The sequence below is a fragment of the Streptomyces sp. NPDC053048 genome, assembly GCF_044547045.1.
Lineage (GTDB): Bacteria > Actinomycetota > Actinomycetes > Streptomycetales > Streptomycetaceae > Streptomyces.
In genome coordinates, this window is record NZ_JBITZS010000002.1 from 718,917 (window position 1) to 737,205 (window position 18,289).

Consider the following 18,289-nt stretch of genomic DNA (forward strand, 5'->3'; position numbering starts at 1 on the left):
CCCGGCTCGCTCGGCGTGCGGGCCGTCGGGGGTGTGATCAGGCTGAAGACAGCACCGCCCTTCGAGCGAGCAGGAGATGTCATGGCTTCCGCGACGGCACCGCCGGACGCCGACAGCAGCGCCTGTGTGCTGGACCTGGAAGGCATCGAGGCGCTCGTAGGGGAACTGCGCGCCCGGGGCCGGACGGTGGTCGGGCCGACCGAACGGGACGGCGCCATCGTGCTGGCCGAGCTCGAGTCCGCCGACGAGCTTCCCTACGGCTGGGGGGTGGAGCTGGAGGGCGGCTACTACCGGATCAAACGGCGGGTCGACGCCGCGGCCTTCGCCCACAGTGCCGGACCGCAGTCGTGGAAGAACTTCCTGCACCCGCAGCGGGTGCGGCAGTGGAGCGCGGACCGCGGACCGGACGGTGAGATGACGGTCCGGGCCGAACACCCCGAGCCCATCTCGTTCGCCTTTCTCGGCGTACGGCCTTGTGATCTGCGGGCCATCCAGATCCAGGACCGGGTGATGATCGGGGGCCGCCACCGGGACGACGCCTACGAAGAACGCCGCAGCGGTGCCTTCCTGGTCGTCGTCGAGTGCACCGAACCAGGTGCCACCTGCTTCTGCGTTTCCATGGGCACCGGCCCCGCCGCGCAGCCCGGCTACGACCTCGCACTGACCGAGGTGCTGGACGACGCGGGCCACCGTTTCCTGGCCCGTGCCGGCACCCCGGAGGGCGCGGAGATCCTGGCAAGCCTGCCGCGCCAGCCCGCCGACGACCTCACTCGCACGCGGGCTCGCGAGGACGTCGAGGCCGCCGCCGGGCGGATGGGCCGGACCATGCCAGAAGTCGACCTGCGCGCGCTGCTTGCGGGCACGCTGGATGCCGAGCGCTGGAACGACGTCGCGGCCCGCTGCCTGACCTGCGGCAACTGCACCATGGCCTGCCCGACGTGCTTCTGCACCACCACCGAGGACGTCACCGACCTGACCGGCGACCACGCCGAGCGCTGGCGCCGCTGGGAGTCCTGCTACGACCTGGAGTTCACACACCTGCCCAGCGGCTCGGTCCGCAGCACCGGGCGCAGCCGCTACCGCCAGTGGCTCACCCACAAGCTGGGCACCTGGTGGGACCAGTTCGACAGCTCCGGCTGCGTGGGCTGCGGACGTTGCATCGTCTGGTGCCCGGTCGCCATCGACATCACAGAAGAGGCCCATGCCCTGCACCAAGAGTCCCTCGACCGGCAGGCCGGGAGAAAGGACGAGGCGTCGTGAAAGGCACCGGTCTGTTCGAAGCCATCCCGGCGGGTCCTCGGGAGCGGCTCATGGAGCTGGGCCGTGAAGTGTCGTTCCCGACGGGCGCACGGCTCTTCGAGGAGGGCCAGCGAGCAGCCCGCTTCTGGGTCATCCGCACGGGCACCGTCAACCTCGACATCCATGTGCCCGGCCGTCGGGCCGTGGTCGTGGAGACCGTCGGCGCGGGCGGTCTGGTCGGCTGGTCGTGGTTGTGCCCGCCACACCAGTGGCACCTGGGAGCCGAGGCGGCGCGCCCGGTGGAGGCCTGGGAGTTCGACGCGGCCGAGGTGCTCGCCCTGTGCGAGCACAGCCCGGAACTCGACCACGCGCTGCTCACGTATGTCGTGGAGGTCATCGGTCACCGCCTGCGGTCCGCCCGGACGCGGCTGCTGGACCTCTACGGCCCCTACGGAAGCGGTTCGGCGCAGTGACCGCCGTCCCCCTCCCCTACCAGGTCGTGGACAACCGGGCCGAGACCACCGACACCCGCACGATCGAGCTGCGACCGGTCGGCGAGGCACTGCCGGCCTTCGCGCCTGGCCAGTTCGCCATGCTCTACGCCTTCGGGGTCGGCGAGATCCCCGTGTCCGTCGCCGGTCTGCGGGCCGGCACCCTGACCCACACCATCCGTGGGGTGGGCGCGGTGTCGCGCGCCCTGTGCGCCGTCCGTCCGGGCACGCAGGTGGGTGTGCGGGGGCCCTTCGGCACCGGCTGGGACCTGTCGGCCGCCGCCGGACGCGACCTGCTCGTGGTGGCGGGCGGCATCGGCCTGGCCTCGTTGCGGCCGCTCGTCCAGGCCGCGTCGTCTTCGCCCCGCGACCAGGGTCGGCTGAACGTCCTCATCGGCGCCCGCACGCCCGAGGACCTGTTGTACCGGGACGAACTGGATGGCTGGGGGCGCCCGTACTGCGGCGTGACGGTGGACCGCGCGGGACCGGAATGGACCGGCCGTGTCGGAGTGGTGACCACCCTGCTGGAGCAGGCGGTGTTCACCCCGCACGAGACCACGGCCTTCGTCTGTGGCCCCGAGGTCATGATCCGCGCCACCGCGCGAGAACTGCTGCACCGCGGCGTCCCGGCGCATCACATCCACGTCTCCCTCGAACGCAACATGCACTGCGCCACCGGCCACTGCGGCCACTGCCAGCTCGGCCCCCTGCTCCTGTGCCGGGACGGGCCCGTCGTCGGCTACGACCGCGCTGAGCGCCTGCTCGCCGTCCGGGAGCTGTGAGATGACCGAGCCGCCCGAACGTTCCCTCCCCCGGCTCGGCGTGTTCAAGTTCGCCTCCTGCGACGGCTGCCAGCTCACCCTGCTGGACTGCGAGGACGAGCTGTTGCCGCTGGCCGCCGAGATCGACATCGCCCATTTCGTCGAGGCGTCGAGCGACATCCAGCCGGGCCCGTACGATCTCTCCCTCGTCGAAGGCTCGGTCTCCACCCCCGAGCACCTCGAACGCATCCGACGCATCCGCGCCGAATCCCGTCATCTCGTGACCATCGGCGCCTGCGCCACGGCGGGCGGCGTCCAGGCCCTGCGCAACTTCGCCGACGTCGCCGAATTCCGCGCGACCGTCTACGCGAAACCCGAGTACATCGAGACCCTCGCCACCTCCACCCCCATCTCGGCCCACGTCCCCGTCGACTTCGAACTGCGCGGCTGTCCCATCGACCGTGGCCAGCTGATCGAGGTCATCACCGCCTTCCTCGCCGACCGCCGCCCCGACATCCCCAACCACAGCGTCTGCTTCGCCTGCAAACGACGCGGCACCACCTGCCTCCCCGTCGCCCACGGCACCCCCTGTCTGGGCCCGGTGACCCACGCGGGCTGCGGGGCTCTCTGCCCGGCCTACGGACGGGGCTGCTACGGCTGCTTCGGACCGTCGGCTTCGACCAACATGCCCGCGATGATCCCGCTGCTGCGCAGCGACGGCATGAGCGACGAGGACATCCTCCGCTTCCTGCACACCTTCAACGTCCACGACTTCGCCGCGATCGAACCACCCGGGCTGCTCGGCGAAGGGGGGACACCCTCATGACGCACCGCGGCTCGCGCGTCCTGCACGTCGGCGCCCTCGCCCGCGTCGAGGGAGAAGGAGCACTGCGACTGCTGATCAGCGACGGCACCGTCACCCGGGCCGAGCTGAGCATCTACGAGCCGCCGCGCTTCTTCGAGGCGTTCCTGCGCGGCCGCCGGCACACCGAACCACCGGACATCACCTCGCGCGTGTGCGGCATCTGCCCCGTCGCCTACCAGATGAGCGCCTGCCACGCCGTCGAGAACGTCTGCGGTGTCACCGTCGACGGGCAACTGGCCGCACTGCGGAGGCTGCTGTACTGCGGTGAGTGGATCGAGAGCCAGACCCTGCACATCTATCTGCTCCACGCACCTGACTTCCTCGGCCGCGAGAACGCGATCGAGCTCTCCCGGACCCACCGCGCCGATGTCGAGCGAGGATTGCGGCTCAAGCAGGCCGGCAACAGCATCATGGAATTCCTCGGCGGCCGTTCCATCCATCCCATCAACGTCCGCGTCGGCGGTTTCCACCGCACCCCCACACCTACCGAATTCCGTCCCCTGACCGAGCGGCTGCGGCAGGCGCGTGACGACGCGTTCGCGACCGTGGCCTGGGTGGCCGGCTTCGATTTCCCCGAGGCCGAGTGCGACGCCGACTTCCTCGCCCTGGCCGAACCGGGAACGTACGCCATCGAGACGGGCACCCCCACCGTGCTGTCCCACGGTGACGGGCACGCCACGAGGACGTTCCCTGTCGCGGACTTCACCTCCCACGTGGTCGAGGAGCAGGTCCCCCATTCCACCGCGCTCCAAGCCCGGCTGGACGGCAGGCGGCACCTCACCGGCGCCCTGGCCCGGTACGCCATCAGCGGCCACCGGCTCCCGCCCGCCGTCCGGGAGGCGGCGCGGGCGGCCGGACTGGCCGACCCGGCCTCCGGGGAGATCTGCCGCAACCCCTTCCGCAGCGTGGTCGTCCGCGCCATCGAAGTCCTCTACGCCGTGGACGAGGCACTGCGCCTGATCGACGCCTACGAGCGACCGCCGCAGCCCGCCGTGGAGGTCCCGCCACGGGCAGGGACGGGCCACGGCGCCACCGAGGCACCGCGCGGCACCCTCTACCACCGTTACACCCTCGACGCCGAAGGGCTCGTCACCGACGCCCGCCTCGTCCCGCCCACCTCCCAGAACCAGGGCGCCATCGAGGAGGATCTGAGGCGGATCGTCCAGGACCGACTGCTGCACGGTGACGCCACCGACGCCGAGCTGACCCGGCTGTGCGAACGGGCCATCCGCAACCACGATCCGTGCATCTCCTGCTCGGCCCACTTCCTCGATCTGACCGTCGAACGAGCGTGAGGAACGCCGCGTGAAGTACCTCGACGAATACCGCGACCCGGAGCTCGCCCGCCGGCTGCTGGACGAACTCCACCGCACCGCCACCCGCCCCTGGCAGATCATGGAGGTCTGCGGCGGCCAGACCCACACCCTCGTCCGCCAGGGCATCGACGAACTCCTGCCCGCCGGCATGCGCATGATCCACGGCCCCGGCTGCCCGGTCTGTGTCACCCCGCTGGAGACCCTCGACCGCGCCATGGCCATCGCCGCCCGGCCCGGCGTGATCCTCACCAGCTTCGGCGACATGCTCCGCGTCCCCGGCTCCCACACCGACCTGCTCGCCCTGCGGGCCCGTGGCGCGGACGTACGCGTCGTCTACACCCCCATGGACGCCGTCAAGCTCGCCGAGGAGCACCCGGACCGGGACGTCGTCTTCCTCGCCGTCGGCTTCGAGACCACGGCTCCCGCCAACGCCATGGCCGTCCTGCACGCCTCCCGCCTGGGGCTGCGCAACTTCAGCATGCTGGTCAGCCACGTCCTCGTACCACCCGCCATGACGGCGCTGCTGGAGTCGCCCGAGTGCGAGGTCCAGGCGTTCCTGGCGGCCGGGCACGTGTGCGCGGTCATGGGCTGGACCGAGTACGAACCCATCGTCGCCCGCTACCAGGTACCCGTCGTCATCACCGGCTTCGAACCCCTCGACCTGCTCGAAGGCATCCTGATGGCCGCACGGCAGCTCGAGGACGGCAGGGCCGAGATCGAGAACCAGTACGTACGGGCCGTACGCCGCCAGGGCAACGGCGAGGCGCAATCCGCCGTCGCCCGCGTCTTCCAGGTCACCGACCGCGCCTGGCGCGGCATCGGTGAACTCCCCCACAGCGGTCTGGAACTCCGCCCGGAATTCGCCGCGTTCGACGCCGCGCGGCGGTACGACGTCGACAGCCTGCGCTCGGCGGAGCACCCCGAGTGCATCGCCGGCGGCATCCTCACCGGCGCACGGCTGCCCACCGACTGCACCGCCTACGGAACGCGCTGCACGCCCCGCCACCCGCTCGGCGCACCCATGGTGTCGGCCGAGGGCACTTGCGCGGCGTTCCACGCGGCGGGGCGCGTCGCCCATCCTGTTGAGAAGGGATCGTCCTCATGATCGCCGAATGCCCTGTACCTCGTGCGGAGAGCGAGCGGGTCCTCCTCGGTCACGGCGCCGGCGGGCGGCTCACCGCCGAACTCCTGGAGCACACGGTCCTTCCAGCTTTCGGTGGGCAGAACGGCCCGCTGGAAGACGCCGCAAACCTGCCCGGATTCGACGCACTCGTGATGACCACGGACGGCTTCGTCGTCAGCCCGCTGTTCTTCCCCGGAGGCGACATCGGTTCCCTCGCCGTCCACGGCACCATCAACGACCTGGCGATGCGCGGCGCCGTACCCATCGCCCTGTCGGTGGCCCTGATCGTCGAGGAAGGACTGGAACTGGGGCGGCTGGAGGCCGTGCTGCGTTCGCTGGGCAAGGCGGCCCAGGAGGCGGGCGTACCGGTGATCACCGGAGACACCAAGGTCGTGGGCCGGGGCGCGGCCGACCAGGTGTTCATCACCACGACCGGCATCGGCAGACGCCTCCCCGGGCTCTCCCCGTCCGCCTCCGACGCCCGTGCGGGCGACGCCGTGCTGCTGTCGAGCCCCATCGGCCTACACGGAACGGCCGTGCTCAGCACTCGGGAAGGACTGGGCTTCGAAGCCGACATCGCCTCCGACACCCGCCCCCTCCACCGTCTCGTTGCGGCCCTCGCCCCGCTCGGCGACCGGCTCCACGTCCTGCGCGACCCCACTCGCGGCGGGCTGGCCGCCGCGCTCAACGAGATCGCCCGCGACTCGGGAGTGGCGGTCGACATCGACGAGGGCGCCGTACCGGTGCCAGGGCCCGTCGCCGCGGCCTGCGACATCCTCGGGCTCGACCCCCTGCACGTGGCCAACGAAGGCTGCATGGTCGCCTTCGTCGCGCCCGACGCCGCCGACGCGGCACTGGCCGCCTTGCGCTCCCTGCCGGAAGGCAGCGGCGCGGTACGCATCGGAAACGTACTCGCGGCCGACGGACACCCCGGCCGCGTCGTCATGCGGACGGCGGTAGGTGCTCGGCGCGTGGTGGACATGCCACTCGGCGAACAACTGCCCCGCATCTGCTGACGGCGGGAGACGGTCGAACACCAAAAGAGCAGATACCGGGCGTTCCGCAACCGGTCAGCGGGCGGGCCGGCGCCGGTCGGGAGGGAGGTTCGTCGTACTGGGACTGCGCTCCGCGTTCGTGTTTGCCACACGAGGGTCGGCGGCGCGAATCCGGTCAGCCAGGTCCGAGTAGGGGACGGGATCTCCTGCAAGGGCTCGGACGGAATTCAGAGCCAGGCTCTTCGTGCCTTTGGCTTCGATCAAGGGGCTGGGGACGACATAGAACTGCCACTGGCCGACGTCCAGTGGGTCGTAGTCGTCGTGGCTGGTGGCGGTGTGTACGGCGAAGACGTACACGTCGGCGTTGAAGCTGGGCTCGGTCGCGTCACCGGTCTGTGGACTCCAGGTGCGGGTTCGCAGCCGATCGAAGACGATCTTCGTGACCTTACGTTGGCCCCATGCCTGCAGGTAGGCGCTGCTCTTCACCTCGATTCTCAGCCCGTCGGCGGTGAGTACGTCGAAGCTCTCCCACTCCTGGTTTCTCTGCTGCGCCCCGACAGCGCGGTGTACGAGGAACTCTGCCAGCAGGCCGCGGGTGGTGTTGGTCTTGAGATCCGGAAAGGCGTACCGCCAGAAATCGAGGATCGTTGCCCCTCCCGCACCGATGAACGGCTCTTCGCCGCGCAGCGGCGCGCCTGGAGGAGGGATGTGCTGCAGAGACACGACAGGGTCCACGCGTCGACGTTTACACGGTTGACAGTCCGGCCCACAAGCGCATCCGCCCTGGCTGCGTCGTGAGCTGGCAGGGCCCATCACAGGCCCTGACGCTCTCCGTAGGCCGATCCGGGTCCGTGCCTGGGCGGCACCGTTCGGGTGCCGCCCAGGGTGGGATCAGGTCGGGGACGGTGAGCTGGTACCGAGCATCTTGCGCATCTGGGCGATCTCTGCGGTCTGCGAGGTGACGATGGTGTCGGCCATCTCCTTGGCCGGCCCGTAGGCGCCCTGACGCTTCTCGGTGTTGGCCATCTCGATGGCGCCCTCGTGGTGAGTGATCATCATGGTCAGGAACATCTTGTCGAAGGCGCTGCCGGAGGCACCCTTGAGCTGACCCATTTCGTGGTCGCCCATCATGCCGGGCATGCCCGAGGGGCCTCCGTGGTCCATGCCGCCCATACCTGCGGGGACTTGCTCGCCCCAGGCTTTCAGCCAGCCGGTCATGGTCTCGATCTCCGGCGCCTGAGCCTTCTTGATCTTCTCCGCGAGGGCCTTGACGTCGCTGGAGGAGGCATGGGACTCGGCCATCTCTGCCATGACGACGGCCTGACGGTGGTGCGGGATCATCCCCTGAGCGAACGTGACGTCGGCCTGGTTGTGGGGCCCGGCCGGGACCGAGGGCGTCGCCGACGCCCCGGGTGTCGCGGAAGTGGCATGTGTGCTGGTGGAGGTACCACCACCATTACCGCCGTTGTCCCCACAGGCTGTCAGGATCAGCGCCGCTGCCGCCACCGTGGCGGCGGTCGTGACGGCACGGCGAGGCAGGGAACGGCTCGTGTTCATGGACTCCGGGCTCCTGGGTGCGAGGATGTGCCTTACCTACCTGTACGCGCTCCGTTCCGGACCCGGAGAGTGGCGCGCCGTGGCAGCGCCCGCTTGGGCGCGGTGGTCCATGCTTCTCGCGCCGCCGGCGCCATCACAGCCGGCTGGTCATGTCTCGCGCCGGCCGAGCTCGATGAGCAGATCCTTGGCTTCGTCGGCGACCTGGGGGTCGGCGACCACGTCGTAGCGTGCTGCCAAGATCTGGCTACGAGAGGCGAAATCGCGGCGGCCGCGGGTCATCGCGTGGCCGGTAAAGCCGAAGAGGGCGCCGAAGACGGCGCCGTAGAGGAGGCCGCTGAGCAGCAGGACCAGGAAGTGGTGGGGGCCTGCGGCGAAGAGGGACAGCAGCAGCCCGATCAGGAGTCCGAACCAGGCACCGGTGCCCGCTCCGGCCAGTGCCGCCTTGCCGCGGGTGAGCCGGCCGAGCACGGTTTCGACCATACGCAGGTCCGAGCCGATGATCGCGGTGCGTTCCACCGGGAAATGGCGGTCGGAGAGAAAGTCGACCGCGCGCTGAGCGCCGTCGTAGTCCGGGTAGGAGCCGACCACCGGGCGGTCGGCGGCGGTCGGGGGGTGCGGCGAGGTCATGGCTGTACTACCTCTCGGCGAGACGGACGGGGTGTGGGCGTCACGTCCGGCGCAGCGATCATGGGTGATTCGCTCCAGGCCCTGGTCGCTGACCGGCGGCTGAACCCGGTGCGATACCGCCGTCGCCCGGCGGGACGCCGGCACGACGAGCAAAGCGCGGCCAGAAGGCGGGGGTGCGGGCGGCGTAGGCGTCCCATGCGTCGCCGAATCGCTGGGCGACCTCACGTTCTTCGTTGCGGGCGAGGCGGGCGTAGACGTACACGAGGATCGGGAACATGATCAAGGTGGGGATGGTGGGCCACTGGAGCAGGAAGCCGATCATCACCAGGAGCAGGCCGTCGTACTGCGGGTGCCGCACGCGGGCATACGGGCCGGTGGTGGCCAGCCGGTCGTTCTGGGCGGCGGTGTGCAGGACCTTCCAGGCGGCGGCGATGAGCCAGAATCCGCCGCCGATCGCCGCGTAGCTGGCCAGGTGGAAGGGGCTCAGGTGCGGGTCGCCGGACCAACCCGTCAGGTCGTTCCACACGTGGCCGCCGGCATGGGTGTCCTTCAGCAGCGGAAACTGACTGCCCAGCCAGCTGCCCAGGAAGTAGACCGTCAGTGGGGCGCCGTACATCTCGGTGAACAGGGCGAGCAGGAACGCGCTGTAGGCGCCCATGGCACGCCAGTCCCGCTTGGTCTTCGGGTGGAAGAAGCTGGCGGCGAAGAGGATAAACAGGGCCGTGTTGACCACCACCAGCGGCCACAGGCCGAACGAGGGGTCAGCCATCGTCCTCACCTTCCCGGGGACGGTTCTCAGGCCCGGTCACAGCCCCCAGCAGTCAGGAGCGGCCGTCGCCGCCCTGGCCCATGCCGCGCATCATCAACGCCATCATCGCCACGCAGATGACGGCGACGATCAGGTAGCCGGCGCTGACGATGCCGGTGGCGACCAGGACGATCGCGGCAATGATCATTGGGACGCAGCAGGCCATCATCAGCCACCCGTGCCTGCCGCGCTTGTCCCGGCCCGGGTCGGTGTGGTGGGTGCTCATGAGTGGCTCCGCAGCGAACGGGGCACGTGGCCGAGCTTGGCGTACAGGGAACCATGGCCAGTCGCGCTGGCGACCAGCGCGTCCGGACCGGCAGGTGCGGTCATCGTGGCCTCCCGGACGGTAGGTGCCCGGCTGCTGGTGGGAGCGGCGCGGCCAGGTCTGGTTTCAGGGCTCGGGCGGGCCCGGCGGCGAGCCTCGGAGGGTGGCCAGGCGGCGCTGGTATTCCTCTTCGTCGATCTCGCCCCGCGCGTACCGCTCGGCGAGGATCTGCTCGGGACTGCTGGGGGGCGGTTCCTTGTGCCAGCCGGTGTGCCCCCGACGCCGGGCGGAGTCGGGCGGGCCAAGGCCCGGAAGAGCAGGACGGCGACGGTGATGATCAGTGCCCAGAAGAGGATCATGCTGGCCGCCATCGCGAACCAGCCCCAGCCACTCATGTTGTGGCCGTACCAGAACATCATTCTCACTTCACTTCCCCAGGCGGTCCCGGGCGCCGGGCCTGCACGGCAGGCCCCTCACTGTCCATTTTCCCTCGTCTCGCCCGGGTGGGCGAAGGGGCCGTGTGGCCCTGGCCAACGACAGTGGTCCTGTCCCGAGGCAGGGGTGCAGGCTGGAAGACGAAAGCTGTTCCCGGCAGGGACGGAGGCCCGTGATGGGTACCGTCGACGTTGTCGTGGCCGTGATCGCGGCCGGGCTGATGGCGGCCCTGGGGTGGTTCTTCTTCGGCCCGCGCAGAGCTCGTGCCGCCACTGTCGAGGGCGGTGTGCAGCGGGCCGAGGTCACGGTGCGTGGCGGCTACAGCCCGGACGTGATCATGCTGCGCCAGGGGATCCCGGCAGAGCTGGTCTTCGACCGGCAGGAAACCGGGGAGTGCACCTCCCGGGTCGTCTTCCCCGACCTGCACGTCAGCGCGGCCCTGCCGGCCTTCACCCGCACCACCGTCCGGCTCGAGCCGGACCGGGCCGGCTCCTTCGGATTCGCCTGCGGCATGAACATGATCCGCGGAACGCTCTTGGTCGAGCCGGCCCAGGACACGACGGCGACGGCGCCCCCACCCGCACCCGCCCCCGGTGAGGCGGAGGGCACGGCCCGGCCGCCGAGCGAAGCGCCTCCCTCGGGGGCTGCCGCCGAGGCGGAGGCGGCCGAGACCGCCGAGCGCCGGTCGGAGATCACGGACCTGACCCGGCGGGTCGTCGTCGGCGCGGTGCTGACCCTGCCGGTGCTGTTCGCAGTGATGGCCCACGAGCTGTTCGGGGCCGACTGGGTGCCCGGCTGGATGCTCAATCACTGGCTGCAACTCGCCCTGATCACACCGGTGATGTTCTACACGGGCCGGCCCATTCACTCCACCGGCTGGCTGACTCTGCGCCATCGCGGCGCCGACATGAACTCCCTGATCACCCTGGGCACCACCGCCGCTTACGGCTACAGCCTCCTGGTCACCCTCGCGCCGTTCCTCTTCCCCGAGGACGTGCGCGAGGTGTATTTCGAGGCGGTCGGCGTCATCCTCACCCTGATCCTCCTCGGCCGCCTCCTGGAAGCGCGTGCCAAGGCCGGCACCGGAGAGGCGATCCGCGCCCTGCTGGGGCTCCAGGCCCGTACCGCCCGGGTCATCCGCGACGGCAACGCGCAGGAGATCCCGGTGGAGGAGGTCGTCGTCGGGGACGAGCTGGTGATCCGGCCCGGTGAGAAGGTCCCCGTCGACGCCGAGGTGCTCTCAGGCTCTTCGCCGGTGGACGAGTCGATGGTCACCGGGGAACCGATACCGGTCACCAAACGGACCGGGGACACCGTCATCGGCGCCACCGTCAACGGCACCGGCTCCCTGCGTGTACAAGCGAGCAAAATCGGCGCCGACACGATGCTGGCCCAGATCATCCGTCTGGTGCAGCAGGCCCAGGCGTCCAAAGCCCCCATCCAGCGGCTCGCCGATGCCGTATCCGCCTACTTCGTCCCCGCGGTCATCGCCATCGCGATCGCCACGTTCGCCGTCTGGTTCACCAGCGGACCGGCCCCCGCCCTGACCCTCGCCCTCGTCTCCGCCGTGGCCGTACTGATCATCGCCTGCCCCTGCGCGCTCGGGCTCGCGACACCCCTGTCCGTCATGGTCGGCACCGGCAAAGGCGCCCGGGCCGGCATCCTCATCCGCTCCGCCGAAGCCCTGGAGACCGCGCACAAACTCGACACCGTCGTCCTCGACAAGACCGGCACCGTCACCGCGGGCAAGCCCGTCCTCACTGACATCCACACGGCTGCGGGCTTCGACAAGAACGAGCTGCTGACGCTGGTCGCCGCGGCCGAGCAAACCAGTGAGCACCCCCTCGCCGCGGCCATCGTCTCCGGAACCCGCGAACGCGGCCTCACTTTTCCCGAGGCGAGCGCGTTCGACTCCGTCACCGGCAAGGGAGTCCAGGCCACCGTCGCCGACCGGGCCGTACTGGTCGGCACCGCACGGCTGCTCGCCGACGCCGGCATCGACGCCGCCGCGCTGGAGGCGGTGGCGACCGGCTTCTCCGCGCAGGGCAGGACGCCCGTCCTCGCCGCCGTCGACGGCCGTCCCGCCGGAGTGCTCGCGGTGGCCGACACTCTCAAGGAGGACTCCACCTCAGCCATCGCCGCACTCCGACAACTCGGCCTGGACGTCGTCATCATCACGGGCGACAACGCTCGCACCGCCCATGCCATCGCTCAGCAGGTGGGCGTGGAGCGGGTCCTGGCCGAGGTCCTGCCCGAGCACAAGGCCGACGAGATCCGCCGCCTGCAGGGTGAGGGCCGCACCGTCGGCATGGTGGGCGACGGGATCAACGACGCCCCCGCCCTGGCCGCGGCCGACGTCGGGCTCGCGATCGGCACCGGCACCGACGTCGCCATCGAAGCCGCCGACATCACCCTCATCTCCGGCTCCCTGACCGGCGTGGCCACCGCCATCCGCCTCTCGCGCGCCACCATGCGCAACATCCGGCAGAACCTGTTCTTCGCCCTCGTCTACAACGCGGTCGGCGTGCCGATCGCCGCCGGCGCCCTCTACCCCCTGTGGGGCATCCGCCTCAGCCCCGTCATCGCCGCAGCCGCCATGGCACTGTCCTCCCTGTCGGTGGTCACCAACTCCTCCCGCCTGCGGCACTGGCGCCCCACATCGACGCGCCCCTGAGCCGACGGCTCGGCTCAGGCCGGTGCCACGAGGGTGTTGTCGTTCGTCCGGCCTGCCAGATGGTCGGCGATGTTCCGGGCGGTGGTCTCGACGATCTGGCCCACCGCCTCCCGGGTGAAATAGGCCTGGTGAGAGCTGACCAGGACATTGCCGAAGGTCATCAGCCGTGCGAGGGTCTCGTCCGTCATCACCTCCAGCGACTTGTCGAAGAAGAAGACGCCCGCCTCCTCCTCGTACACGTCCAGGCCCACTCCCAGCAGCCGCCCGGCGAGCAGGGTCTCGACCAGCGCATGAGCGTCGACCAGCCCTCCCCTGCCGGTGTTGATCAGGATGGCGTCGTCCTTCATCAGAGCCAGCGCTGCCGCGTCGACGACGTGGTACGTCTCGGGCACCAGCGGCGTGTGCAGGCTGAGCAGGTCGGACTCGGCGAACAGCCGGTCCCGCCCGACGTACTCGACACCCAGCGCACGACATTCCTCACTGGGTGCCACATCGTGCCCGAGCAGCCGCATGCCGAAGCCGGCGGCGATACGGGCGAAGGCCGTACCGATCTTGCCGGTGCCCAGGATGCCCGCTGTCCGCCCGTGGAAGTCCCGGCCCATCAGCCCGTCGAGCCGGAAGTCGAAGTCCCGGGTGCGGGTCACCGCTCTCGGGAGTCTGCGGTTGACCGCAAGAGCCAGCGCCCAGGCGAACTCCGCCACCGCGTACGGCGAGTACCACGAGACCCTGGCCACCGTCAGCCCCAGCGCCCGCGCCGCCGCCAGGTCGATGTTGTTGTAGCCCGTGGCACGCTGGGTGATCAGCTCGATGCCGCCGTCGGCGAGGATCCGCAGCACCTCCTCGTCCAGCACGTCATTGACGCTGCTGCACACCACCCGGCGGCCCGCCGCCGTAGCGGCCGTGTCCCGGTCGAGGGTCAGGTCCAGGCAGCGCAGGTCGTAGGCCTCGCCCAGTGCCCCTACCAGCAGTGGCCGCTCGTCTGCGGTGACCCCGTACGCGACGACTCCCGTCATGATCCCGCGCTCCTGTAGCCGGTCGTCCTCCCTTACCCAGGATCCCGGTATTCGGGGCGGAGGCGGCAGCCGAGCCGTCCATCGGCGTGACGCCCGCCGTGTGGGGCTTCCTCCCCGGCGAGGGATCGTGGAAGGAGAAGGGTCGTTCGACGACGTCACTCACAAAGGAGGCCGTCATGGCAGGCACGCCCGCCCCGCGGCACCGGTCCGGGCTTCCCGAGCTGATGGAGTGGTTGGGCTCGGGATTCCCCGCCGTACCGGTGGCCTGGGGCGCCCACACCATCCCGATCGAGGTCTCGGACAGTGGTGAGCAGTACATCCTGCGCGCCGAGCTGCCCGGCGTCGATCCCGAGAAGGACATCGAGATAACGACCGAGGGCGACACGCTCACCGTCCGGGCCGAGCACAGCGAAAGCAAGGAGGACAAACGGCACTCTGAATTCCGTTACGGCTCGTTCGAGCGCACGGTTCGGCTGCCGTTCCCCATCCCCGACGAAGGCCTCATGGCCGAGTACCGAGACGGCATCCTCACGGTGACCGTGCCCCGCGCGGCCGAGAAGGAACGTGCCCCGCGCAGGATCCCCATAAGTCGCGCCGACTGACGGAACAGGAGAAGGGCCGGACAAGGTGGTGGAGCGATGGAGCTTCCCCTGGTCGTCGGAGTCGACGGCTCCGATGCGAGCCTGACCGCACTGGACTGGGCCGTGGACGAGGCGGTCCGTCTCGCCCTGCCCTTGCGCATCGTGTGCGCGTCCCTGTGGCAGCGTTACGAAGGGTCGGTGACTGCTCCCGACGACGAACGTCCGGCGGAGGGGCTGATGACCGAGCAGGTCGTGGCCTCGGCCGAGCAACACGCACGACTGCGCGCCCCGCAGCTGGGAATTCACGCCGTGGTCGTGCCTGATGATGCTGTGAGCGCGCTGCTGGCGGAGGCACGCGCGGCAAGGACCGTGGTCACAGGGTCGTCCGGGCGCGGGGCGGTCCGGCGGCTGCTGCTGGGCTCGGTGAGCCTGTCGGTGGCCGGCCGGGCCCACTGCCCCGTGGTCGTGGTCCGGGGTACGGGACGCACCGTAGGCGGGCTGTGCCGGCGAGTGATCGTAGGCGTCGGCGATCCCACCGAGTCGGCGGCCGCGGTGGACTTCGCGCTCCGTGCGGCAGCCGTGCGGCAGGCCGAGCTCCAGGCCGTCCGCACCTGGCGCTCTCCGGACGAGCTACCGGTGGAGCATGTGGTGGCACCGGGCGAGGCGGCCCGCGCGCACGAACGGCAGGCCGCTGACACCCTGGCCAAGGCACTGGGCTGCGCCCCACGTGACTTCCCGCAGGTACCGGTCCGCCAGGAGACGGTCGAAGGCCCTGCCCACAAGGTCCTCGTCCGGTTGTCGGCCGATGCGGACCTGCTGGTGCTCGGGGCGTCCAGGCGGCATGGGCACATCGGCCTCCAGCTTGGACGCGTCACCCATCACGCCTTGCACCATGCCGGCTGTCCCGTGGCTGTCGTACCGCATGCTTGAGCCCCGGAAACCACGGCAGCGAAGTCCCGCCGAGGCACGGAAAACTGCTGGTCAAAGCACTGGCGGGGCGCCCCGGGGCGTGGTGTGATGGAAGTGGCGGGAGGACCCGCAGGAGACGCGGGGAAGCGGCTCGCGACCGTGCACCGCGCAATCCGGATCCGCGAGAAGTGGATGGGCCCTCCCGTCAGCGTCACCGCCCGGAGGTTGGGCGGTGCCCAGCACCTGTCTAGGAGCGCGATGGCCATTGGCGGACGCGTCGTCCCCTTCTCCGAGCTGGGTCGCTCGGACGTGTCCGTGGTGGGCGGCAAGAACGCCTCGCTCGGCGAGCTCATCCAGCATCTGTCCCCCTCCGGGGTCAAGGTGCCCGATGGTTTCGCCACCACCGCCGATGCCTATCGTGAGTTCCTGCGGATCGATGCCCTGGGCGACCGCATTGCCGAGCACCTGGCCCGCCTGGCGGCAGGGGGCGCCCTCTCGGACGCAGGAGCGGAGATCCGCGCCGATATCCTCGCCACGCCCCTGCCGGAGGCACTGCGGGACGAGGTCGTCCAGGCGTACGCCCGGCTCGCTCACGAGGCCGGGCGTACCGATCCCGACGTCGCCGTGCGCAGCAGCGCGACCGCCGAGGACCTGCCCGAGGCGAGCTTCGCCGGCCAGCAGGAGACCTTCCTCAACGTCCGTGGCCCGGAGGCGCTGCTGGACGCGTGTCACCGTTGCTACGCCTCCCTGTTCACCGACCGGGCGATCGACTACCGGGAGCGGATGGGTTTCGATCAGCTGTCCGTGGCCCTGTCGGTGGGAGTGCAGCTGATGGTCCGCTCCGACCTCGGCGGGGCGGGGGTGATGTTCACCCTCGACACCGAGACCGGTTTCCCGGACGTCGTGGTGATCAACGCGGCGTGGGGGCTCGGCGAGAGCGTGGTGAGCGGGCAGGTCGACCCCGACGAGTATGTGGTGTTCAAGCCCCTGCTCAAGGACCCGGGTCTGAACCCGGTCATCCGGGTGTCGATCGGCGGCAAGCACGCCAAGGTCGTCTATGCCGAGGGCGGTCTCACCCGCACGGTGGACACCGACCCGGCGGAGCGAGCGGCGCGTGTGCTCGACGACGGCGAGGTACGGCGCCTGGCCGAGTGGGCAGTGGCGGTCGAGGGGCACTACGGCACGCCCATGGACCTCGAGTGGGCGAAGGACGGCCGGACAGGGGAGGTGTTCGTCGTCCAGGCACGCCCCGAGACGGTACGGTCCCGGCGCACCTCCGCCGTGCTGCGCCGCTACCGGCTCACCGGCGCTGGCGAGTGCCTGGCCACCGGCGTGGCCGTGGGCGAGGCGGTGGGCGCCGGCCCGGTGTGCGCGCTCGCGTCCCCTGTGGGGCTGGAGCGCTTCCCCACCGGCTCGGTGCTGGTGACCCCGGTGACCGACCCCGACTGGGAACCGCTGATGAAGCGGGCGGCGGCTATCGTCACCGACCACGGCGGGCGCACCTCGCACGCCGCCATCGTCAGCCGCGAGCTCGGCGTCCCGGCGGTCGTCGGCACGGGGAATGCCACGGCCGTTCTGGCCGACGGCCGGCCCGTCACCGTCTCCTGCGCCGAGGGCTCGGAGGGCCGTATCTACGCGGGCCTGGTCGGCTACGAGGAGACGGACGTCGACCTCTCCGGGCTGCCTACGACACGCACGCGGGTCATGCTCAACCTCGCCGACCCGGCCGCCGCCTTCCGCTGGTGGCAGCTGCCGGCGGACGGCGTCGGACTGGCCCGTATGGAGTTCATGGTGGCCCACCAGGTCAAGGTGCACCCCATGGCGCTGCTCCGTCCCGAACGGCTCTCCACCGAGGAGCGGCGCGCCGTGGACGAGCTGACCGAGGGGTATGCCGACCGCAGCGAGTACTTCGTCGACCGCCTGGCACGCGGGGTGGCCACCATCGCCGCCTCGCGCTGGCCCGCTCCGGTGATCCTGCGCACCAGCGACTTCAAGACCAATGAGTACGCCAAGCTGGTCGGCGGCCGTCCCTTCGAGCCGGCCGAGGCCAACCCGATGATCGGATGGCGGGGTGCGAGCCGCTACTACAGCGAGGGCTACCGCGACGGCTTCGCCCTCGAGTGCCGGGCGATCAGGAGGGTGCGGGAGGAGTTCGGCCTGACCAATGTCGTGGTGATGATTCCTTTCTGCCGAACCTTGGCCGAGGCGGACCGCGTCCTGGAGGTCATGGCTCAGGAAGGACTGCGGCGCTGGGAACACGGGCTTCAGGTGTACGTCATGGCGGAGATCCCGTCGAACATCATCCTGGCCCGCGACTTCGCCGAGCGCTTCGACGGCTTCTCCATCGGCAGCAACGACCTCACCCAGCTCACCTTGGGCGTCGACCGTGATTCGACCGAGCTGGCCGACGTCTTCGACGAGACGGACCACGCCATTACGCGCAGCATCGAGACCCTGATCTCGACCGCCCACGCCGCCGGGCGTCCTGTGGGGCTGTGCGGCCAGCGGCCGAGCGACGACCCGGAATTCGCCGCGTTCCTGGTCAAGGCGGGGATCGATTCCATCTCAGTGGCCCCCGACAGTTTCGTGCCGGTGAAGCAGCACGTGGCGGCGGCCGAACAACCGTGAGA

18 protein-coding genes are annotated in these 18,289 nt (G+C 70.4%); 11 read left to right on the top strand and 7 right to left on the bottom strand.

The window, feature by feature from the left end; genetic code table 11:
- Window positions 1–81 precede the first annotated feature (81 nt).
- Genes ACIG36_RS08045 through hypE form a run of 7 tightly spaced genes read left to right on the top strand, consistent with a single transcriptional unit; the run spans window position 82 to window position 6,811 of the window.
- Entirely contained in the window at window positions 82–1,260 is a 1,179-nt protein-coding gene (locus ACIG36_RS08045) for a 4Fe-4S dicluster domain-containing protein (RefSeq protein ID WP_399923762.1), read from the top strand.
- Window positions 1,261–1,310: 50 nt separating this feature from the next.
- Window positions 1,311–1,712 (top strand): Crp/Fnr family transcriptional regulator, encoded by a 402-nt coding sequence (locus ACIG36_RS08050; protein ID WP_399924027.1) that lies wholly within the window; start codon window positions 1,311–1,313, stop codon window positions 1,710–1,712.
- Window positions 1,709–2,512 carry an FAD/NAD(P)-binding protein gene (locus ACIG36_RS08055; RefSeq protein ID WP_399923765.1) on the top strand — a complete coding sequence of 268 codons (804 nt, stop codon included), beginning with the start codon at window positions 1,709–1,711 and terminating at the stop codon, window positions 2,510–2,512. Before ACIG36_RS08050 ends, ACIG36_RS08055 begins: the two co-directional genes overlap by 4 nt.
- 1 nt (window position 2,513) lies before the next feature.
- Entirely contained in the window at window positions 2,514–3,317 is an 804-nt protein-coding gene (locus ACIG36_RS08060; protein WP_399923767.1) for an oxidoreductase, read from the top strand.
- The gene (locus ACIG36_RS08065) at window positions 3,314–4,651 is read left to right on the top strand and encodes a Ni/Fe hydrogenase subunit alpha (RefSeq protein ID WP_399923770.1); all 1,338 of its coding nucleotides are present in this window, start codon (window positions 3,314–3,316) and stop codon (window positions 4,649–4,651) included. Before ACIG36_RS08060 ends, ACIG36_RS08065 begins: the two co-directional genes overlap by 4 nt.
- A gap of 10 nt (window positions 4,652–4,661) precedes the next feature.
- Complete coding sequence (gene hypD, locus ACIG36_RS08070; RefSeq protein ID WP_399923773.1) at window positions 4,662–5,777, top strand: hydrogenase formation protein HypD; 1,116 nt, start codon at window positions 4,662–4,664, stop codon at window positions 5,775–5,777.
- On the top strand, window positions 5,774–6,811 hold the full coding sequence (gene hypE, locus ACIG36_RS08075) for a hydrogenase expression/formation protein HypE (RefSeq protein ID WP_399923776.1): 1,038 nt from the start codon (window positions 5,774–5,776) through the stop codon (window positions 6,809–6,811). The genes hypD and hypE overlap by 4 nt, the downstream gene beginning before the upstream one ends.
- 54 nt (window positions 6,812–6,865) lie before the next feature.
- Here the strand turns inward: hypE and ACIG36_RS08080 are convergent, their stop codons facing one another.
- From ACIG36_RS08080 to ACIG36_RS08105, 6 genes are all read right to left on the bottom strand, one after another.
- On the bottom strand, window positions 6,866–7,513 hold the full coding sequence (locus ACIG36_RS08080) for a hypothetical protein (protein WP_399923779.1): 648 nt from the start codon (window positions 7,511–7,513) through the stop codon (window positions 6,866–6,868).
- Window positions 7,514–7,681: 168 nt separating this feature from the next.
- Window positions 7,682–8,347 carry a DUF305 domain-containing protein gene (locus tag ACIG36_RS08085; RefSeq protein WP_399923782.1) on the bottom strand — a complete coding sequence of 222 codons (666 nt, stop codon included), beginning with the start codon at window positions 8,345–8,347 and terminating at the stop codon, window positions 7,682–7,684.
- Window positions 8,348–8,494: 147 nt separating this feature from the next.
- A complete protein-coding gene (locus ACIG36_RS08090; protein WP_399923785.1) occupies window positions 8,495–8,974 on the bottom strand; it encodes a general stress protein in 480 nt (159 codons plus the stop codon).
- A 58-nt stretch (window positions 8,975–9,032) separates the two neighbouring features.
- Window positions 9,033–9,743, bottom strand: coding sequence for a methyltransferase family protein (locus ACIG36_RS08095; protein ID WP_399923788.1), 711 nt, complete (start codon window positions 9,741–9,743; stop codon window positions 9,033–9,035).
- Window positions 9,744–9,795: 52 nt separating this feature from the next.
- Window positions 9,796–10,008 (bottom strand): hypothetical protein, encoded by a 213-nt coding sequence (locus tag ACIG36_RS08100; protein WP_399923790.1) that lies wholly within the window; start codon window positions 10,006–10,008, stop codon window positions 9,796–9,798.
- Between the two features lie 165 nt (window positions 10,009–10,173).
- The gene (locus ACIG36_RS08105) at window positions 10,174–10,458 is read right to left on the bottom strand and encodes an SHOCT domain-containing protein (protein ID WP_399924030.1); all 285 of its coding nucleotides are present in this window, start codon (window positions 10,456–10,458) and stop codon (window positions 10,174–10,176) included.
- Window positions 10,459–10,657: 199 nt separating this feature from the next.
- On the opposite strand from ACIG36_RS08105, the gene ACIG36_RS08110 reads away from it, so the two are divergent.
- Window positions 10,658–13,156, top strand: a complete 2,499-nt coding sequence (locus ACIG36_RS08110) for a heavy metal translocating P-type ATPase (protein ID WP_399923793.1) — start codon at window positions 10,658–10,660, stop codon at window positions 13,154–13,156.
- 14 nt (window positions 13,157–13,170) lie between these two features.
- Here ACIG36_RS08110 and ACIG36_RS08115 read toward each other — a convergent pair whose 3' ends face one another.
- The gene (locus ACIG36_RS08115; RefSeq protein ID WP_399923796.1) at window positions 13,171–14,169 is read right to left on the bottom strand and encodes a 2-hydroxyacid dehydrogenase; all 999 of its coding nucleotides are present in this window, start codon (window positions 14,167–14,169) and stop codon (window positions 13,171–13,173) included.
- Between the two features lie 176 nt (window positions 14,170–14,345).
- Between ACIG36_RS08115 and ACIG36_RS08120 the strand changes: the two genes are divergently transcribed.
- From ACIG36_RS08120 to ppsA, 3 genes are all read left to right on the top strand, one after another.
- Complete coding sequence (locus ACIG36_RS08120; protein ID WP_399923800.1) at window positions 14,346–14,771, top strand: Hsp20/alpha crystallin family protein; 426 nt, start codon at window positions 14,346–14,348, stop codon at window positions 14,769–14,771.
- 36 nt (window positions 14,772–14,807) lie between these two features.
- Window positions 14,808–15,680, top strand: a complete 873-nt coding sequence (locus tag ACIG36_RS08125; protein WP_399923803.1) for a universal stress protein — start codon at window positions 14,808–14,810, stop codon at window positions 15,678–15,680.
- Window positions 15,681–15,917: 237 nt separating this feature from the next.
- Window positions 15,918–18,287 carry a phosphoenolpyruvate synthase gene (gene ppsA / locus ACIG36_RS08130; RefSeq protein WP_399923806.1) on the top strand — a complete coding sequence of 790 codons (2,370 nt, stop codon included), beginning with the start codon at window positions 15,918–15,920 and terminating at the stop codon, window positions 18,285–18,287.
- The last annotated feature ends 2 nt before the right edge of the window (window positions 18,288–18,289 follow it).

Coding starts and splice junctions, on each gene's coding strand:
- ACIG36_RS08095 (WP_399923788.1), bottom strand. CDS start 9,743: ATGGCTGACCCCTCGTTCGGCCTGTGGCCGCTGGTGGTGGTCAACACG.
- ACIG36_RS08120 (WP_399923800.1), top strand. CDS start 14,346: ATGGCAGGCACGCCCGCCCCGCGGCACCGGTCCGGGCTTCCCGAGCTG.
- ACIG36_RS08060 (WP_399923767.1), top strand. CDS start 2,514: ATGACCGAGCCGCCCGAACGTTCCCTCCCCCGGCTCGGCGTGTTCAAG.
- ACIG36_RS08045 (WP_399923762.1), top strand. CDS start 82: ATGGCTTCCGCGACGGCACCGCCGGACGCCGACAGCAGCGCCTGTGTG.
- ACIG36_RS08115 (WP_399923796.1), bottom strand. CDS start 14,169: ATGACGGGAGTCGTCGCGTACGGGGTCACCGCAGACGAGCGGCCACTG.
- ppsA (WP_399923806.1), top strand. CDS start 15,918: ATGGCCATTGGCGGACGCGTCGTCCCCTTCTCCGAGCTGGGTCGCTCG.
- ACIG36_RS08085 (WP_399923782.1), bottom strand. CDS start 8,347: ATGAACACGAGCCGTTCCCTGCCTCGCCGTGCCGTCACGACCGCCGCC.
- hypE (WP_399923776.1), top strand. CDS start 5,774: ATGATCGCCGAATGCCCTGTACCTCGTGCGGAGAGCGAGCGGGTCCTC.
- ACIG36_RS08050 (WP_399924027.1), top strand. CDS start 1,311: ATGGAGCTGGGCCGTGAAGTGTCGTTCCCGACGGGCGCACGGCTCTTC.
- ACIG36_RS08090 (WP_399923785.1), bottom strand. CDS start 8,974: ATGACCTCGCCGCACCCCCCGACCGCCGCCGACCGCCCGGTGGTCGGC.
- ACIG36_RS08110 (WP_399923793.1), top strand. CDS start 10,658: ATGGGTACCGTCGACGTTGTCGTGGCCGTGATCGCGGCCGGGCTGATG.
- ACIG36_RS08065 (WP_399923770.1), top strand. CDS start 3,314: ATGACGCACCGCGGCTCGCGCGTCCTGCACGTCGGCGCCCTCGCCCGC.
- ACIG36_RS08100 (WP_399923790.1), bottom strand. CDS start 10,008: ATGAGCACCCACCACACCGACCCGGGCCGGGACAAGCGCGGCAGGCAC.
- ACIG36_RS08125 (WP_399923803.1), top strand. CDS start 14,808: ATGGAGCTTCCCCTGGTCGTCGGAGTCGACGGCTCCGATGCGAGCCTG.